This is a genomic window from Rhodoferax sp. UBA5149 (assembly GCF_002413825.1).
In the GTDB taxonomy this organism is placed as follows: Bacteria; Pseudomonadota; Gammaproteobacteria; order Burkholderiales; family Burkholderiaceae_C; genus Rhodoferax.
The window spans coordinates 26029-43306 of the sequence record NZ_DHXT01000157.1; the positions used below are offsets into that span (position 1 = coordinate 26029).

A 17278-nucleotide genomic window follows, 5' to 3' on the forward strand; every position below is an offset into this window, starting at 1 on the left:
CGCAGTTTGTCGACTGACACGGCCCTGGATGCTTCACCAATGTGACGGTGCCTTAGGTCGACCGTACATGTTTCTCAGCCATTGCGACGACGCAACCCCATTTCAAATCCATGACGAAACCCCTACGCAGCTCGGACACCCAGACCGTCATCGCATCCTTCGTCGGACGCGTCGCCCTGTTCTCTGCCGCAGTAGACTGCATCTACTTTCTTTTTTTCCTTGCGGTAGGCTCTTCGCTTTTGGCGTGGATGAACGTGGTCAGCGTGGCCATGTACTCGACAGCCTACTATCTGGTTCGGCGACGTCACTTGCATTTTGCGGTCGTTCTCGTCTGGCTTGAGGCCTTTCCGCATGCGGCTATTGGTACGCTGATGCTGGGTTGGGAGAGCGGTTTTCACTACCTGCTGTTAATGTTCATTCCCTCCGTGGCGATGACTGCTTCCAAACGTAGGTTGCAGGTGTTCCTAATTGCGCTGCTGGTTTTTTTGGGCGCGCTGGATGCTGTGTCGCGTATGTGGGGTCCCATGGCACCGATTCCGCAAGCCAGCTTGATCACCCTCAAGTGGCTCAACATTTCGTTTTTTGTTGTCATGTTTTCGGCTCTGGCGAGTTATTACCGGCAAAAGATCACCAAGGCGGAAAAGCGTCTGAAGGTCTTGGCCACCGTGGACGCGCTAACTGGGCTGAACAATCGAAGTCATTTTGAATCGGATGCAGAGCAGCATATAGCTCGCTATCAGCGCAACGGAATCAGTAGCGCTGTCGTGATTGCAGATGTCGATTTCTTCAAGAAGGTCAATGACACCTTTGGCCACGAAGGGGGCGACCAAGTGCTGGTGGCAGTAAGTCGATTGCTCAAGAGTGAATTGCGCGAAGTGGACTCACTGGCGCGCTGGGGTGGAGAAGAGTTTGTATTTCTGATGCACGAAACAGAACTTGCCGAAGCCATTGCAGTGACCGAACGCATTCGGCGCGCAGTCGAGGACAGTGCGGTAAGCCACCAAGGCACAGAGATTCGTTGCACCATGTCGTTTGGTGTAACGCTATTGCGTCCAAACGACACACTGGGAGACGCCCTTGCACGCGCCGATCGTGCCCTGTATCGAAGCAAGACACAGGGAAGAAATCGGGTTAGCGCCAATTGAGGATCCCAAACTCTCCTACGTCGCGGCGCGCATTCTGACGGGCTCGTATTGCACCTAGCTATGTTTGTTGTTCGCGCCCGTCCTCTTCGCAGTCGCGCTCAGCGTGTCCGTACCGGCTGCAATAAACTACGGAGCGCCAGTTGTTCACCCGCGCCACGACCGTCAAACACCGCAGAACTACCAAGCCCACATAATGACGACTCAACCATTCACTGATGCTGCACTGACCTGGAACACACGCTTCAAGGGTGATGCCTATCTTTTCGGCACCGAACCCAACGGCTACCTTCGCAACCAAGCCCACTGGTGGAAGCCAGGTGAACGGGTGCTGTGCGTGGCCGACGGTGAAGGCCGCAACAGTGTTTGGCTCGCCCAACAAGGACTCCGTGTTGATGCTTTCGACATCTCCGAGGTCGGTGTGCGCAAGGCTGCCAGTTTGGCCAGGGCAGCGAATGTCACTCTCAATTTGAGGGTCGAGAATTGCGACAGCCGAGTGTGGCTTGGCGACTTGTATGACGGCATTGCTGCCATTTTCGTCCAGTTTGCTGATCCGCCGATGCGAGAACGCCTATTTGGGAACATGATGCGCTCCCTGAAGCCGGGAGGTATCTTGGTGCTCCAGGGCTATACCCCCAAGCAGTTGGAATACCAAACTGGCGGGCCGCCTTTCATCGACCACTTGTACACATCGACCATGTTGCAGGAGGCGTTCGCGAGCATGCAAATCATGGACCTGACCGAGTACGAAGACGACTTGGCCGAGGGCACGCAACATCACGGACGATCCGCGCTGATCGGGATGGTGGCGCGCAAAGCAGCGCTCAACGACGGGCCGTTGACGCCCGCAAGGGCGTGAGCGGGTTGGCCGTCAGCGTCGGACCTCTCGCTTTGCCCACTCAAATGGTGGCGCTGTTGATCTGCGCGTTGGTCGCTGCGGGTGTTGGTCACTTGGCGGGGCAGCGCCAGCAGGTCAATATCGGCAGTACCTTGATCGACATGCTGCTGGCCGCCGGACTTGCAGCGCGCATCGCATTTGTCGGTTCGTGGTTTGAGCACTACCGCGACGCCCCGTGGACCATTCTTGACATTCGCGACGGCGGCTTCACACCTTGGGCCGGCGTGCTCGCTGCTGTCTTCATTGCGCTCTGGCAAGGATGGCGACGCGCGACGTTGCGAAGGCCGCTGCTGCTGGGTCTGTTGGCGGGCGCAGTAGGCTGGATCGCGGTGTCTGGATTGCTTCGCTTAAGTACGGCCCCGACGCTGTCAGATCTCGGGGCGCTGTCACTCGTGACCCCACAAGGCGGCCCCGAGAGTCTGGCCGGGTTGGCACGCGGCAAGCCCATGGTCGTTAACCTCTGGGCTTCCTGGTGTCCGCCGTGTCGGCGCGAAATGCCGGTGCTTGCCGCAGCGCAGCAGCAGGTTCCCGAGGTGAGCTTCATTTTCGTGAACCAGGGCGAAGGCGTCGCCACCATGCAGAAATATCTCGTCGCGAATCAGTTGGGCCTTGGCAACGTGCTGCTGGACCCCGGCAAAACATTGGGACAGAGGTTGGGCTCAATGGCGCTACCGACCACGCTGTTCTACGACGCGAGCGGCCGATTGGTCGATACCCACTTGGGCGCAATGTCATCCGCATCGCTTGCCAGCAAACTGAAACAACTGCAGGTGCACGCTGCCCCCGAACAAGTTCCCAAGGACGATTGAGGCGTGCGTTGGCACGAAGCACCGCCGAGCCCACTGGCTGCGAAAGGCCCCTGACTCACCCTTCTTCCAGCGCTCCCACATCAAAGCTTTCTGGGTCTGGGTGTAATAGATCCTTGGTCTTTGCTTCATCTGCGACACTCCTTTTGCTTACGCAGTCTCTAGTGTGTTGCATCGACCGGTTGAATCCAAGTCACAAAGTTGGGGTTACGCGTCCTGCTGCGTGAGTCCTCAACGCATAATGAAGTGCCTAAGCGGTACGTCCAACAGGGTTAAGTTGACCTTAAGGCCAATTTGATGCGTGGACTGTCGCTTGGCATTTGGGCAAATCTAAATTTTTACGCCCTACTTTTGAGCGCCTCAACAATGGGGCGTGATCCACATAACCACTGAATTCAGGAGAACCTCATGACAATCGTCGTAGCCTACGCGCCACGCCCCGAAGGACAAGCCGCTCTAGAGAAGGGCATCGAGATCGCACAGCGTCGTAACGAGCATCTTCTGGTGGTCAACGCGACCCCCGGAAACGGCGATGATGACGCGATGGCCGGTGCCCAGGACGTCGAACGTATTGAAGCGCTATTGGCTCAAAAAGGCCTGAACGCAGAGTTCAAACAGTACGGGCGCGGCAAAAGCGCCGTTGAGGAAATTGAAACCTTAGTGGCAACCCTGCCTGTTTCCTTGCTCATCATTGGAATACGCAAGCGCTCTCCCGTCGGAAAGCTCATTATGGGCAGTGTTGCACAAGAGTTGCTGCTGTCCGTGGCCTGCCCTGTCCTGGCGGTGAAGGCAACCAGCTGATCCCCCGCAGGCTGCTGGCCGCCTGCTAGACCTCCAGCCACTCCTTGCGCACCATGTCATCGGCTTTCAGATCGGCTGCCGTACCCTCGAAGACGATACGGCCATGACCCATGACATAGAGACGCTTGGAGATGCGCAGGGCGATTGCCAGTTTCTGCTCGACCAGCAGGATCGCCACGCCGCGGGCAGCGATGCGCTCCAGCAAGTCGGCCACCAGTTCGACGATCTTCGGCGCCAGCCCTTCGGTCGGCTCGTCAATCATTATCAGGTCAGGGTCGCCCATCAGCGTGCGGCAGATGGTCAGCATCTGCTGCTCGCCACCCGATAGCACGCCGCCCAGGATTTCGGCGCGCTCTTGGAGGCGAGGGAAGAGCGTGAACACGTCCTCCATGCTCCAGCGCCCGCCCGGCTTGGTGGACTTCATGCCGAGAAGCAGGTTCTCGCGCACCGTCAGCTGCGGAAAGATGTCGCGGTTTTCCGGAACGTAGCCCAAGCCGCAGCGTGCGATCTGATGCGGCTTGAGGCCCCCGATCTCGCGGCCCTTGAAACGCACCGAGCCCGTGCGCTCGACATCACCCATGATGGCCTTGATCGTGGTCGACCGTCCAACCCCGTTGCGACCTAAAAGCGACACGATCTCGCCTTCGGCGACGCGGAAATTCACACCCTGCAGGATATGGCTTTTGCCATAGTAGGCGTGCAAGTCGTGAACCTCAAGCATGATCGGACTCCTCCATGGCCGTGCCGAGATAGGCCTCTTGCACCGTTGAGTTGGCACGGATGCGTGCTGGCGTGTCGGTGGCGATCACCTGGCCATAGACCAACACCGAAATTCGGTCCGCCAAATCGAACACCACGCTCATGTCGTGCTCAACGATCAGCAGCGTCTTGCCTTCGCTGACCCGGCGAATCAAAGCCACCGCGTGCTCGGTCTCCGAGCGGCTCATGCCAGCGGTCGGCTCATCAAGCATGATCACGTCGGCACCGCTTGCGATGGTGACACCGATCTCCAGTGCACGTTGATCGGCATAGGGCAGCACACCCGCTGGCACATCGCGGTGGGATACCAGGTTGATCTGCTCGAGAACTGATTCGGCACGATCGTGCGCGTCACGTGCTCGCGCCACCAGTTGCCAAAACGAGTAGCGATAACCCAGTGACCACAGCACCGCGCAGCGGATGTTCTCGTACACGCTCAAGCGCGGGAAGATGTTGGTAACTTGAAAGCTGCGCGACAAGCCTCGGCGGTTGATCATGTACGGCGACAGCCCGGTGATATCGTCCCCATTGAGCCGCACTTGACCCGAGCTGGCCGGAAAACGCCCGCTAATCAAATGGAACAGGGTCGACTTGCCCGCGCCGTTGGGGCCGATGATGGCGTGACGTTCACCCTGCCGCACGTCCAGATTGACACCGCGAATGATGGGGGTGACCCCGAAATTCTTGTGCAAATCGACCAATTGCAAAGCTGAACTGCTCATGTTGCCCGCCTGCGCCGCGCTTCTTGCGCGGCTGCGTGAAATGCCTCGGAAACTCGTGGCGCAATTCGCCGTAACGCAAGCGCCCCGACGATTAACAAAACGATGATCCCGAGCCAGACCATGGGCGAGGTGGCGTTGTAGTCGATCCACAACACGCTCATTGCCGGGTCCTCGCCCGCCTTGACCAGGAGGTGGTGGCTGGTCTCTATCAGCAGCACCAATCCGACGCTCAGCATCAGCACCGGTGCGACGGCCATCGCATAGGTCGGCAACACGCGGCGCAAGGTGCCGGCCGCCAGCAGCGGCTGGTGCATCAGCAACAATCCGGCCAAGCCCCACGGTGCGTACATGACGACCACGATGAACATCAGTCCGACGTACAGCAGCCATGCGCCGGTGTAGTCCGACAGCGACATCTGCAGCGTGGTCATCAGCACGGCGCCGATTATCGGACCAATGAAGAACGAGATGCCGCCGATATAGGCCATCAGCAATACAACACCAGACGGTCCGGCGCCGACGACACTGGACGTCACGATCTCGTAGTGAATCGCAGCCAGACCTCCGGCCACCCCGGCGAAGAAGCCCGAAATGCAGAAGGTGATGAAACGCACCATCTGCGTGCTGTAACCGATAAACTCGGCGCGCTCGGGGTTGTCGCGCACAGCATTGCACATGCGCCCCAGCGGTGTGCGGGTAAAGACGTACATCGCCGCCACACACAGCAGGCACCACACCGCGATCAGGTAGTAAACCTGAATCTGTGGCCCGAAGTTGAGTCCGAACATACGCAGCGTTGCCGTGCGATTGGTGGAAATGCCCCCCTCTCCACCGAAAAACCCGCGCAGGATCAAGGAGCAGGCCGCCACCAGTTCACCGATACCCAGCGAGATCATGGAAAACGCCGTGCCGGCCCGCTTGGTCGAGACCCAGCCGAAGAGGATGGCAAAACTCAGGCCAGCGAGTCCGCCCACCAGAGGCAACACCGGCAGCGGGATCGGCAACTTGCCCGCGCCCACCACATTCAATGCGTGCGCGGTCATGAACCCACCCAGGCCGTAATAGACGGCATGACCGAAGGACAACATTCCGGTCTGCCCCAGCAGCATGTTGAACGACAGGGCGAAGATGATGGCGAAACCCATCAGGCTCATCATCGTGATCGACGCGCCGCTTGAAAAGATATGGGGCAGTACGCCCATGGCCAGTGCGGCCACAACCCACTGGGCAAGATGCCAGCGACCGTTTGCGATTGCGCTCATGTGTCTCGATCCCCCATCAAACCTTTAGGACGAAAGATCAGAACCAACACCAACAGCAAATACGGTATGACCGGTGCAACCTGCGCCACGGTGGCCATCCACAGATCACCGCCAATCGAGTTCTGCGTCAACGTCAAGCCTAACGGCGCCAATAGATCCGCCACCGAGACATTCACCGCCACCGCAAAGGTTTGAATCAACCCGATCAGTACCGAGGCAATGAATGCACCCGGCAATGAACCCAAGCCGCCCACCACCACCACCACAAAGAGAATCGGTCCGAGCGATGCGGCCATCGCTGGCTGCGTGACCAACGCTGGCCCGGCAATTACGCCGGCCAGCGCGGCCAGACCACAGCCCACGCCAAACACCAGCATGAACACCATGGGCACGTTATGTCCCAGGTTGCCAACCATGTTGGGATGGGTCAACGCCGCGCGAATGATCAGCCCCACACGCGTGCGCGTCAACAGCAACAGCAAGCCGATGAACACCGCCACCGACATCAGCAGCATGAACATGCGAAACGCCGGATAGGTGGTTGTAAACAGGGTGAACGCAGAAAAGTTCAAAACCTCCGGGATGCGGTAGTCAACCGGCGTCTTGCCCCAGACCATCTGCACCAGTTCTTCAATCATGAACGCCAGCCCGAAAGTGAACAGCAATTCGGCGACATGGCCATGCTTGTGCACCATGCGCAGACCAAAGCGCTCGATCAATGCACCGATCACCCCCACCAGTAGTGGCGCCAGCACGAGGCCCGGCCAGTAGCCGACATAAAGACTGATCTGGTAACCAAAATAGGCGCCCAGCATATAGAAACTGGCGTGGGCGAAATTCAGCACGCCCATCATGCTGAAGATGAGCGTGAGGCCACTGGCCAACAAAAACAACAACAGGCCATACAGCAGCCCATTGAGCGTGGAAAAGATGACGAGTTCAAGCATGGGGAGGGGCGACGCGCTACCCTGCAATAGGTTGCAGGGGCTGGCGCGTCGTGGGCCTATCAGCTCGGTACAACCATCTTGCAGGTGGTCGGAATGACCGTGTCCTGCGCCTTGATCACGCTGATGGTTTTCCAGCCCCAGCCGGTCTTTTCTTCATCATGCTTGGTGCCAGAACCAAAGGATGCGATGTACATATCCTGAAACAGCGAATGGTCGCTGGGGCGCATGAAAATCTCAGCGCCAAGCACATTTTTGAACTTCATGTCAGACAGGGCCGCCGCCACCTTCTTCGGATCGGATGACTTGGCCTTGTTCAGTGCTTCAACAAACATATCCATCTGATTCTTCATGCGCAAGTACCACCAGCCTTGGCCACTGGCGCCGCCATGCTTCTTCAGGAAACTGTCGGCAAGGGCCTCCATCTCCGGCGACGGCACATTGGTGTGCCATTCGCCGACCGAGAACACGCGATGATCAAGCCCTGTTTGCTTGATGGCCGTGGGACCGCCCGAGCCACCCGCATAGTAGGTGTACCAGTTGACCTTCAAGCCGGCGTCGGCGGCCGCCTTGATCAACAACGAGATATCGTTGCCCCAATTGCCGGTAATCACCGAATCGGCACCCGAGGCCTTGATCTTGGCAATGTAGGGCGAAAAGTCGGTGATCTTCAACAGCGGGTGCAATTCGTCGCCAACGATCTGAATGTCAGGGCGCTTTTGTTTCAGCATCGCACGGGCCGCGACGCGCACCGCCTGCCCGAACGAGTAGTCCTGGCCAATGATGTACACCTTCTTGACTTCCTTGCGGTCTTTAATGAAGTTGGTCAGGGCTGCCATCTTGATGTCGGAGTTCGCGTCCCAGCGAAAATGCCAATAGCTGCACTTCTCATTGGTCAGCGCCGGGTCGACCGCGGAGTAGTTCAAATACAGAACTTCCTTGCCGGGGTTGCGCTCGTTGTACTTGGAGACGAACTCCGAGATGGCGATGGCCGCACCCGACCCATTACCTTGGGTCAGGTAGCGCACACCGGCGTCGATGGCCTTCTGCACTTGAACCAGGCTCTCTTGCGGACTGCCCTTGTTGTCATAGGCGACCGCCTCAAGCTTCTGGCCGTTGATCACGCCGCCTTTGGCGTTGATGGCCTCGATCAGGAACTGCAAGTGCTTCAGGCCATGCTCTCCGACCGAGGCGCCACCGCCAGACAGCGGATCGATATAAGCAATCTTGATAGTCTGTGCTTGAGCGCCTAACGCGAAACAAATCAGCACGGCTGCAATCGACCAGCCAGACAATTTTTTGAACAAATTCATCGCCTCACTCCTATCAACTTGTTAAGGAGATCGAACGGTAGCAGGGCTAGGCTGCAGCACGGCTCAGGGATTACCCGGCTGCACTGTCCCATTCGAGACAAAGGCTTCACAGCGTCTGCCATCGCGAAAAAGCGATGTTGCATGGATAGCAATTCACGCCGTCAATCGGGGCCCTCGGTGCTCAATCACTTTGTTTTTTTCGACCATTTTTTGGCACCGGAAACCTGCGCACCGGTGCTGTCAATCAAGGGGCGGTCGAGGCATGTCAATGCTTGTGGTCACGTGCGCCCTGCCAGCGAAGGCGGTGTGAATCGACCGGGTTAACTGCTGATGTAATTCGTCAGCTGCGAGATGGTCTGTTCATGCTCGGCAATGATGTCGTCCATGATGTCGAGAATGGAGATCATGCCCTTCACTTTCAGCCCATCGACCACCGGCAGGTGGCGGATCTTCTTCTGGCTCATGAGGGCCATGCAGGCACGTGTTCCGGTCTTGGATGTGACCGTGATGACGTCGCGGGTCATGATGTCGGCCACTGTGGTTTCTTTCGAATTCCTGCCCTGCAACGCCACTTTGCGGGTGTAATCGCGTTCAGACACCACGCCCACGAGCTTGCCCTTGTCCATGACGATCATGGCGCCCACCCCATGGTCGGCCAACAGCCGCAGCGCCTCAAACACGGAGACGGAAGGGACGACCTGATAAACCGTCGAGTCACGGTTTTTCAACAATTCCAGAACGGGTTTCATCGGAGCTCCCTTGAATAGGTTGACACTGAATGCGCAGTGTAAACAAACTGGTCTGCAATGCAATAGGCCTCGCTCCGACCTGGCTTGCCAGCTCGGGCATTTTTCAATGCGCCGGCGGTTTTCTGGCGCGGCATGACCACTTGTTCGGCAGCTGAAAGCTGACGTTTTCGACCTTGCCAGAGGGTGATGCGCTGATTTTTGATAGCGCCCGGTGGACAACGGTTATCTTCCGCCGGAATTATTCACGGCATCGGTCGGTCAGGCGTGTAGAGTCCAGCATCATGAAACTTGCATTGCGAATTTTCGGTGTGATCCTGCTTGCTGTACTGGTTTTTGGTGCCGCAGGGATGATGGCCACGTGGGCGCCTGATAGATCCGTCGCGCAGCTCCAGGCCCGCTGGGCGCCTGCGCCCTCCCAGTTTGTGGCGGTGAGCGGCATGCAGGTGCATTTGCGCGACGAAGGGCCGCGCGATGACCCCTTGCCGATTGTGCTGTTACACGGTACCTCGGCCAGCTTGCACACCTGGGATGGCTGGGCTGATGCCCTGAAGGGTCAACGACGGGTGATCCGTTTTGACCTGCCTGGTTTTGGTTTGACGGGCCCCCATCCGGAGAACGACTATTCCATCGATGCCTATGTGCGTTTCGTGGCCGCCGTCATGGATACCCTGGGCGTCAAGCGCTTTGTGCTGGCTGGCAATTCTTTGGGTGGGCAGATTGCCTGGGCTAGCGCTTACGCCATGCCGACACGGGTGGATAAACTGGTATTGGTGGACTCGGCGGGCTACCCCGTGCAGTCCACCTCCGTGCCCATCGGTTTTCGGATAGCGAGAACGCCGGGCCTGCGGGTGCTGATGACGTATTTCTTGCCGCGCGGCCTGGTGGACAAAAGCGTGCGCAACGTTTATGGCGATCCGGGCAGGGTCACGCCCGCGCTGGTGGACCGTTATTTTGAACTGGCACTGCGGACCGGCAACCGTGCGGCTTTGGCCCGGCGGCTGGAGCAGGGTCAGTCGGGGGATGTCGCGGCGATCAAGACGCTGAAGCTTGCAACGCTGATTTTGTGGGGCGGCAAGGACGGCCTGCTGCCGCTGGAAAATGGTCGACAGTTTGAGCGCGATATCGCGGGCTCGAAGCTGGTGGTGTTTGACGATCTAGGCCACGTACCCCATGAAGAAGACCCGCTACGCACTGTGGCTGAGCTCAAAAGTTTTCTGGGCTTGAACTAAAGTGCCTCTCACATTTATGATTAAACTAGGCTACAGCCCCCGTAGAATATACGCAAGCGGCTATTGAATTTATAGCAAATAAGTATTCATGACCAACCAGAAGCCTTTTGAAATCGCACGCGAGACGCTCAGGCAGCTGACCGCGCGCAAGATGGCGCCGACCCCGGCCAACTACCAGGCGATTTACAGTGAAGTGGCGGGGGTCCCCGCTGAACCTCCTTTTCCAGTCGACCAACTGCGCGACATTGCACAGGCCTTGCCCCTCAAAACACCAGGGCAGCAAAAACAGCGTGGCTTGCTCGATTCCGCCATCGGGCAACTGAATTGGGACGGGGTGAAAAGTGCGCTGATGGCTTACGGTGGCTTCAGTCCACCGGCCATCGCGGCCGGAACTCTGGCGTCGGCGGCGCCACGGCTGGACAGCCTGTCGCCCGCCCTGACAGCGCCGGCCCTGACGGCGGATTTTTTTGAGCAAATTGCGCGCCTGATTGCGTATGCACTGCCCGCGCTGGGCAGCGACGATGCCCGGTTTGCCGAGCAGACCCAGACCCTGCTCACGGCCCTGCGCCAGCCCGGGGCCGACGTCGTCGCGGTCAAGCTGATGCTGGGTAATTTTGGCAACCGCCTCTCATTTGCGGCGGAAGAGCAGGCCGAGATCAAAGTCACATTGCTCAAGCTGCTGCACCTGATCATCGAAAACATCGGTGAGCTCAGTCTGGATGATCGTTGGCTGACTGGCCAAATTGAGGCCCTGATGACGGCGTCAACACCGCCCCTCACTTTGCGCCGACTCGATGACGTGGAAAGTCGCCTGAAAGACGTGATCTTCAAGCAGACCGAGGCCAAGGGCCGGGCCCTGGAAGCGCAGGAAGACATGCGTCAGATGCTGGCCACCTTCATTGAGCGGCTGTCGCAAATGACAGAGTCCACCAGCACCTACCACGGCAAGATGGAAGAAAATGCGCGCCTGATCGAGCAGGCCAAGACCATTGCTGACATTGCGCCGGTCTTGAAAGACGTGGTGGGTGCCACACGCACCATGGCACGCGACAGCCTGACGGCACGCGATGAACTGCGCGGCATGCGCGAAAAAGCGCTGGCCACCGAAGCCGAACTCGTGAAACTGCACCAGGAACTGGACCGTGTGAGTGCGCTGGCGCGGCATGACCCGCTGACCGGTGCGCTGAACCGCAAAGGTCTGGACGAGGCGCTGGACCGTGAAGTGTCCAACGTTCGACGCAAAGACAGCCCCTTGTGCATGGCCATGCTGGACATTGACAATTTCAAGAAGCTCAACGACAAGTTGGGACATGCTACAGGCGACGAGGCGTTGACGCACCTGGCGACGGTGACGCGCGAGGTCATGCGTCCGCAAGACACGCTGGCACGCTATGGGGGTGAAGAGTTTGTGATTTTGCTGCCCGACACATCACTGGACAACGGAGTTGCCGCCATGACGCGTTTGCAGCGCGAATTGACCAAGCGTTTCTTCATGGCGGGCACCGAAAAGATTTTGATTACCTTCAGCGCCGGGGTGGCCCAACTCGCGGCCAACGAAACCGGCCCGGAGGCCATCCGGCGGGCCGACCAGGCCATGTACCTGGCCAAACGCGCCGGCAAAAACCGCGTGCTCGGCGCCTAGCGAGCAAGCTCCATCCCCAACTGATAAGGATACCTATGACATATTTGATTCTGGGTCTGATTATTTTTCTCGGTGCGCATTCAGTGCGCATCGTGGCCGACGACTGGCGCACACAAACCAGGGCGCGCCTGGGCGAGCTGCCATGGAAGGGCCTGTACTCGGTGGCTTCCCTGCTCGGCTTCGGCCTGATAGTCTGGGGCTTTGGTTTGGCACGGCAGCATCCCGTGCAACTATGGAGTCCGCCGGTGGCGATGCGCCACCTGGCGTCGCTCCTGACCCTGATCTCCTTCGTGTTGCTGGCGGCGGCCTATGTGCCGGGAAACAACATCAAGGCGCGCATTCACCACCCGATGGTGCTGGGTGTGAAGGTCTGGGCGCTGGCGCATTTGCTGGCCAATGGCAACATCGCGCATGTCGTCTTGTTTGGCTCGTTTTTGCTGTGGGCCATTTTCAACTTCAGCGCCGCGCGTCGGCGCGACCGTGCCGCCGGCACGCAATACCCCCGAGGCACGGCGGGTGCCACCGGCATCACGGTGGCGGTGGGAGTGGGCGCGTGGATTGCCGTGGCGCTGTGGCTGCATGGCTTGCTGATCGGTGTGCGTCCACTGGGCTGATGTATGAGTATTCGCAATCTGGACTCGCTGTTCGACCCGGCTTCGATCGCCGTCTTCGGGGCCTCGCTGCGGGCGGGCAGCGTTGGTGCGACGGTCTGGCACAACCTGACGTCGGGTAGTTACAAGGGCGCACTGTACGCCGTCAACCCGAAATACCATGAACTCGCTGGCCGTGCGGTGGTGGCCCATGCCTCTGATTTACCGACGGTTCCCGCGTTGGCGGTGATCTGCACTCCTCCGGCCACCGTGCCGGGCTTGATTGAAGCCCTGGCCCGCCTCGGCACGCGCGCCGCCGTGGTGATGACCGCGGGTATGGACCCGGCGCAAAAGCAGGCCATGCTGGACGCGGCGCGGCCTCACCTGTTGCGCATCCTGGGGCCCAACTGCATTGGGCTGCTGGCGCCGCACCAGGGCCTGAATGCCAGTTTTTCTCACATTGATGCGCAGCCGGGTGAGCTGGCCTTTGTGTCGCAGTCCGGTGCTTTGGTGACCGCCATGCTGGACTGGGCGCAAGGACGTGGCATCGGGTTTTCGCATTTTGTCTCGTTGGGCGAACACGCCGACGTCGACTTTGGCGACATGCTGGACTACCTCGCCAGCGACCCGAAGACGCGGGCCATTTTGTTGTATGCCGAATCGATTGAATCGCCCCGTAAATTCATGTCCGCGGCACGGGCGGCGGCACGCAACAAGCCGGTGATCGTGGTGAAGGCCGGGCGTTCGCCGCAGGGCCAGCTGGCAGCCGCCTCGCACACCGGGGCGCTGGCCGGCTCGGACATGGTGTTTGATGCCGCGATTAACCGGGCCGGGATGTTGCGGGTCAACACGCTGCAGGAGCTATTTCTGGCGGCGCAAACCCTGTCGCGCTTTCGCACCAACCGCAGTGACTCGATCACGGTACTGACCAACGGCGGCGGCGCTGGCGTCATGGCGGCTGACGCGGCCGCCCATATTGGCGTGAAACTGTCCGAACTCAGCGCGGCGACACGCCAAAAACTCGATGCCGTGCTGCCAACCAACTGGTCGCACGGCAACCCGGTGGACATCATCGGCGACGCGCCGGTGGCGCGCTATGCGCAGGCCTTGAAAATCCTCAATGACGATGCCACGACCGGCGCCGTGTTGTTCATCCACGCGCCGACCGCCATTGTTTCCAGCAGCGACATTGCGCGCGCCCTGGTGCCGCTGGCCCGCCATGACCCGCTGGTGCCACCGCGCCTGATGAGTTGCTGGTTGGGCGACAAGGCGGTCGCCCAGGCGCGCCGGATATTTCAGGACGCCGACATTGCCAGCTTCGATACCCCGGAGCAGGCGGTGCGCGCGTTTTCCATGCTGGAGCGCTACCGGCACAACCAGGCCGAGCTGACCGAAGCACCACCGGCCTTGCCGCCGGGCTTGCGTTGCGACACGGCGGCGATCCAGGCCCTGGTGCAAGCGGCGTTGACCAGCGGGCGCACCCTGCTGACCGAGCCGGAAGCCAAAGCGGTGCTGGCGGCTTGTGGCATTCCGGTGGTGCCAACGCAGCGCGTGGGCGCAGCGCCAGAGGCCGCGGCCGTGGCCGCAACGGCCATCGGTTTTCCCGTGGTGTTGAAAATTTTGTCGGACGATATTTCACACAAATCGGACGTCGGCGGTGTGGCCCTCAATTTGCAGGACGCGGGCGAGGTGCGCACGGCCGCGCAGACCATGCTGGAGCGCGTGCGGCGCCAGCTCCCCCAGGCCGAGATTCAAGGTTTCTCGGTGCAGGCGATGGTGAAGCGGCTTCATGCGCAGGAGCTGATCGTGGGCAGCACGATTGACAGCGTGTTTGGCCCGGTCATTCTGTTTGGTCAGGGCGGCACGGCGGTTGAAGTCATGGCGGACCGGGCGGTGGCCTTGCCGCCCCTGAATCTGCCGCTGGCGAAGGCCCTGGTGTCGCGCACCCGGGTGGCGCGCCTGCTGGCCGGGTGGCGCGACATCCCGGCCGTGGACGAAGCCGCGCTGCATGCGGTGCTGGTGGCGGTATCGCAACTGCTGGCCGAAATTCCAGAGATTGCCGAACTGGACATCAATCCCCTGATCGTCAATTTTGAAGGCGCCATAGCGCTCGATGCGCGCATCCTGCTGAGCGCCAAAGCGCCAGCCGGGGCCCATAATTTCGCCATCCGCCCTTATCCCGCACAGCTGGAAGAAACGGCACAGTGGCAGGGACGCACGCTGTCTTTGCGGCCCATTCGGCCCGAGGACGAGGCGCGACACATGGAGTTTTTGCAGCATCTGGACCCAGAGGATGTTCGCATGCGGGTGTTCTACAGCAAACGCACCATTGAACGCAGCGAGCTGGCGCGGCTGGTGCAGATCGACTACGCCCGCGAGATGGCTTTTGTGGCGCTGGCCCCGGGACCGGATGGCCAGCCACAAACGCTGGGCGTGGTGCGCGCCGTGGCAGACCCAGACAACGTGGAGGCCGAGTTTGGTGTGATCGTGCGCTCGGAGCTCAAGGGCAGCGGCTTGGGGCTCTTGTTGATGCAGAAACTGATTGCCTATCTGCGCGCCCAGGGTACGCAGCGGCTGGTGGCCACCGTGCTGGATGGCAATGAGCGGATGATCAAACTGGCCAAGGAGCTGGGGTTCGAGCAAGACCCCTTGAGAGAAGATGGTAGTGGCACGAAAGGTATTTTTCTGCCGCTCACTTGATGCCAATGGCCCACTGGATCAGGTACTTCGCGACGAAACCGGTCATGCCAAAGGCCAGGCCCAGAAATATGACAAACGTACCAAATTTGCCGGCTTTGGATTCCCAGGCCAGATGGCCAATGATGAACAGCATATAGAGCATGAAGCCGCCCACGCCGAAGGTCAGACCAAAAGCGGCAATCTGTTCTTCCGAATAGCCGAACATCAGCTGGCTTCCTGGTCCAGTAGCTCTCGCGGCGGCAGGGCCGAGGCATCCACCAGGTCGCGGTAGGCGTGCCAACTGGCGTGTCCGAGCAACGGAATCACCACCGTCAGGCCGAGCAGGGCAGAACCCAGGCCCAGCAGCGTCAAGCCCATGATCAGCGCGGCCCAGAAGGCCATCGGCAAGGGGTTGGCCAGCACCGCGCGCCAACTGGTGAGAACCGCCCGCAACAGCGTGAGCCGGCGGTCCAGCAGCAAGGGGATGGTAATGACGCTGGAGGCAAAAATAGGCGCTGCCAGCACGCCACCCAGCGCCAGCCAGAGCTCAAACAGGAAGCCATTTCTGGCCAGCACCACATGCCGAATGAAATCGACCGGCGTGTTGATGGGCACGGGCGCCAGCAAGGTGATGAGGGCGGCCGAGGTCAGCACCCAACCGGTGCCTGCCAGTGCCAGCAGGGCGCCGAACTGGACCAGGCACCAGTAATCGTTGCCCCACTTGTTAAAGTTATTGTTTTGCCAGTTCAGCCAGGTTTTCAGCACCACGCGGGCATCGGCTTGTTCGCCGCGCTCCAGTGCGCGGCTCAAGGCGTACAAGCTGGTGGCCAACACCGGGGCAACCACCAGAAAGCCGGAGAATGCCCCGGCCAGCAACCAAAAGCGGTTGTGCGCGGCGACCAGCAACGCGGCACCGAACAGGGCCAGCAGCAGACCGTGGGCCAAGCTGATCCAGCCGCAACGCAGCAGGTCGCGCCACGCCAGTACCAGCCAATGCACAGGCTGCATCAGGGCGATGGTGCGCACGCCGGGGGCAGGGGAAGCGGCGGAAAACTGGGGCGGTGGTGTGTGCATGGGGTTGCCAGTGTAAGTCGTGGGCGCGTGCCACTGGCGGTCGGCCGGGGTGCAACGCATAATGCGTGCTTTGCCGCCCCCAGGAGATTGCCATGCCGCGCCCCATACTTGCTGAATTCAACATTCACCCCGCCATCCGGGAGACGATTGCAGCCCATGAGCAGACCATTGTGCGCGAGGTGCAGGCCGCCGTGGCGAAGCATGCCGTGGTGGTGGTGGGCATGGGCATGAACCCGTTCCCGAAGAAGGCTTGCAAGGCGCTGGACGCCGCCGGCGTTGCGTATCAGTACCTGGAATACGGCAATTATTTCAACACATGGCGCCAACGCAATGCGCTCAAGCTGTGGACCGGTTGGCCGACCATGCCCATGGTGTTTGTCAAAGGGATGCTGGTGGGCGGTGCCAATGACCTGATCAAGTTGATTGCCAGCGGTGAGCTGAAAAAACTGCTGGCCTGACATCAAACTGGGCCGGAATTCGCGGCTTGCGAATCCCGGCCCAGAGCACCCCGCTCACGGCGGGTCGCCAGGGGTAATGGCGGTTCCTTACTTGGCTACCGGGGCAGATGCGGGTCCTTTTCCGTCCCGCGGTCCGTGCGCCTTGCCGCCATGGCCATGGCGGCGCGTGGCGTTGGCGTCAAACACCTTTTGCTGCTCCGGCGTCAGCGT

At 60.1% G+C, this 17278-nt stretch carries 17 protein-coding genes; 9 read left to right on the top strand and 8 right to left on the bottom strand.

The window, feature by feature from the left end:
- Positions 1 to 110: 110 nt before the first annotated feature.
- From B3V69_RS13770 to B3V69_RS13785, 4 genes are all read left to right on the top strand, one after another.
- Entirely contained in the window at positions 111 to 1145 is a 1035-nt protein-coding gene (locus B3V69_RS13770; RefSeq protein ID WP_296447431.1) for a GGDEF domain-containing protein, read from the top strand.
- Between the two features lie 193 nt (positions 1146 to 1338).
- Complete coding sequence (locus B3V69_RS13775) at positions 1339 to 2001, top strand: SAM-dependent methyltransferase (protein WP_296447433.1); 663 nt, start codon at positions 1339 to 1341, stop codon at positions 1999 to 2001.
- A gap of 44 nt (positions 2002 to 2045) precedes the next feature.
- Positions 2046 to 2849 carry a TlpA disulfide reductase family protein gene (locus tag B3V69_RS13780; protein ID WP_296447435.1) on the top strand — a complete coding sequence of 268 codons (804 nt, stop codon included), beginning with the start codon at positions 2046 to 2048 and terminating at the stop codon, positions 2847 to 2849.
- Positions 2850 to 3254: 405 nt separating this feature from the next.
- The gene (locus B3V69_RS13785) at positions 3255 to 3647 is read left to right on the top strand and encodes a universal stress protein (protein ID WP_296447437.1); all 393 of its coding nucleotides are present in this window, start codon (positions 3255 to 3257) and stop codon (positions 3645 to 3647) included.
- 25 nt (positions 3648 to 3672) lie between these two features.
- On the opposite strand, the gene B3V69_RS13790 is transcribed toward B3V69_RS13785, so the two are convergent.
- From B3V69_RS13790 to B3V69_RS13815, 6 genes are all read right to left on the bottom strand, one after another.
- Complete coding sequence (locus tag B3V69_RS13790) at positions 3673 to 4368, bottom strand: ABC transporter ATP-binding protein (protein ID WP_296447439.1); 696 nt, start codon at positions 4366 to 4368, stop codon at positions 3673 to 3675.
- Complete coding sequence (locus B3V69_RS13795) at positions 4361 to 5128, bottom strand: ABC transporter ATP-binding protein (RefSeq protein WP_296447440.1); 768 nt, start codon at positions 5126 to 5128, stop codon at positions 4361 to 4363. Before B3V69_RS13795 ends, B3V69_RS13790 begins: the two co-directional genes overlap by 8 nt.
- Positions 5125 to 6345, bottom strand: coding sequence for a branched-chain amino acid ABC transporter permease (locus tag B3V69_RS13800; protein WP_296447441.1), 1221 nt, complete (start codon positions 6343 to 6345; stop codon positions 5125 to 5127). The genes B3V69_RS13795 and B3V69_RS13800 overlap by 4 nt, the downstream gene beginning before the upstream one ends.
- Positions 6346 to 6386: 41 nt before the next feature.
- Positions 6387 to 7337, bottom strand: coding sequence for a branched-chain amino acid ABC transporter permease (locus B3V69_RS13805; RefSeq protein WP_296447443.1), 951 nt, complete (start codon positions 7335 to 7337; stop codon positions 6387 to 6389).
- A gap of 59 nt (positions 7338 to 7396) precedes the next feature.
- Entirely contained in the window at positions 7397 to 8647 is a 1251-nt protein-coding gene (locus tag B3V69_RS13810; RefSeq protein ID WP_296447445.1) for a branched-chain amino acid ABC transporter substrate-binding protein, read from the bottom strand.
- Positions 8648 to 8967: 320 nt separating this feature from the next.
- Complete coding sequence (locus B3V69_RS13815) at positions 8968 to 9396, bottom strand: CBS domain-containing protein (RefSeq protein WP_296447447.1); 429 nt, start codon at positions 9394 to 9396, stop codon at positions 8968 to 8970.
- A 281-nt stretch (positions 9397 to 9677) separates the two neighbouring features.
- Between B3V69_RS13815 and B3V69_RS13820 the strand changes: the two genes are divergently transcribed.
- The 4 genes from B3V69_RS13820 (at position 9678) to B3V69_RS13835 (ending at position 15557) form a co-directional block, all read left to right on the top strand.
- Entirely contained in the window at positions 9678 to 10625 is a 948-nt protein-coding gene (locus B3V69_RS13820; RefSeq protein ID WP_296447448.1) for an alpha/beta fold hydrolase, read from the top strand.
- Positions 10626 to 10713: 88 nt separating this feature from the next.
- A complete protein-coding gene (locus tag B3V69_RS13825) occupies positions 10714 to 12267 on the top strand; it encodes a GGDEF domain-containing protein (RefSeq protein WP_296447450.1) in 1554 nt (517 codons plus the stop codon).
- Between the two features lie 35 nt (positions 12268 to 12302).
- Positions 12303 to 12881 carry an NnrU family protein gene (locus tag B3V69_RS13830; protein ID WP_296447452.1) on the top strand — a complete coding sequence of 193 codons (579 nt, stop codon included), beginning with the start codon at positions 12303 to 12305 and terminating at the stop codon, positions 12879 to 12881.
- A 3-nt stretch (positions 12882 to 12884) separates the two neighbouring features.
- Entirely contained in the window at positions 12885 to 15557 is a 2673-nt protein-coding gene (locus B3V69_RS13835) for a bifunctional acetate--CoA ligase family protein/GNAT family N-acetyltransferase (protein ID WP_296447453.1), read from the top strand.
- On the opposite strand, the gene B3V69_RS13840 is transcribed toward B3V69_RS13835, so the two are convergent.
- Both B3V69_RS13840 and B3V69_RS13845 read right to left on the bottom strand, forming a co-directional pair.
- Entirely contained in the window at positions 15550 to 15762 is a 213-nt protein-coding gene (locus tag B3V69_RS13840) for a DUF2788 domain-containing protein (RefSeq protein WP_296447455.1), read from the bottom strand. The two genes, B3V69_RS13835 and B3V69_RS13840, sit on opposite strands and share 8 nt — an antisense overlap.
- Positions 15762 to 16610 carry a DUF2189 domain-containing protein gene (locus B3V69_RS13845; protein ID WP_296447457.1) on the bottom strand — a complete coding sequence of 283 codons (849 nt, stop codon included), beginning with the start codon at positions 16608 to 16610 and terminating at the stop codon, positions 15762 to 15764. Before B3V69_RS13845 ends, B3V69_RS13840 begins: the two co-directional genes overlap by 1 nt.
- 92 nt (positions 16611 to 16702) lie before the next feature.
- Here B3V69_RS13845 and B3V69_RS13850 point away from each other — a divergent pair, with 92 nt between their 5' ends.
- Positions 16703 to 17068, top strand: coding sequence for a glutaredoxin domain-containing protein (locus B3V69_RS13850; RefSeq protein ID WP_296447459.1), 366 nt, complete (start codon positions 16703 to 16705; stop codon positions 17066 to 17068).
- The last annotated feature ends 210 nt before the right edge of the window (positions 17069 to 17278 follow it).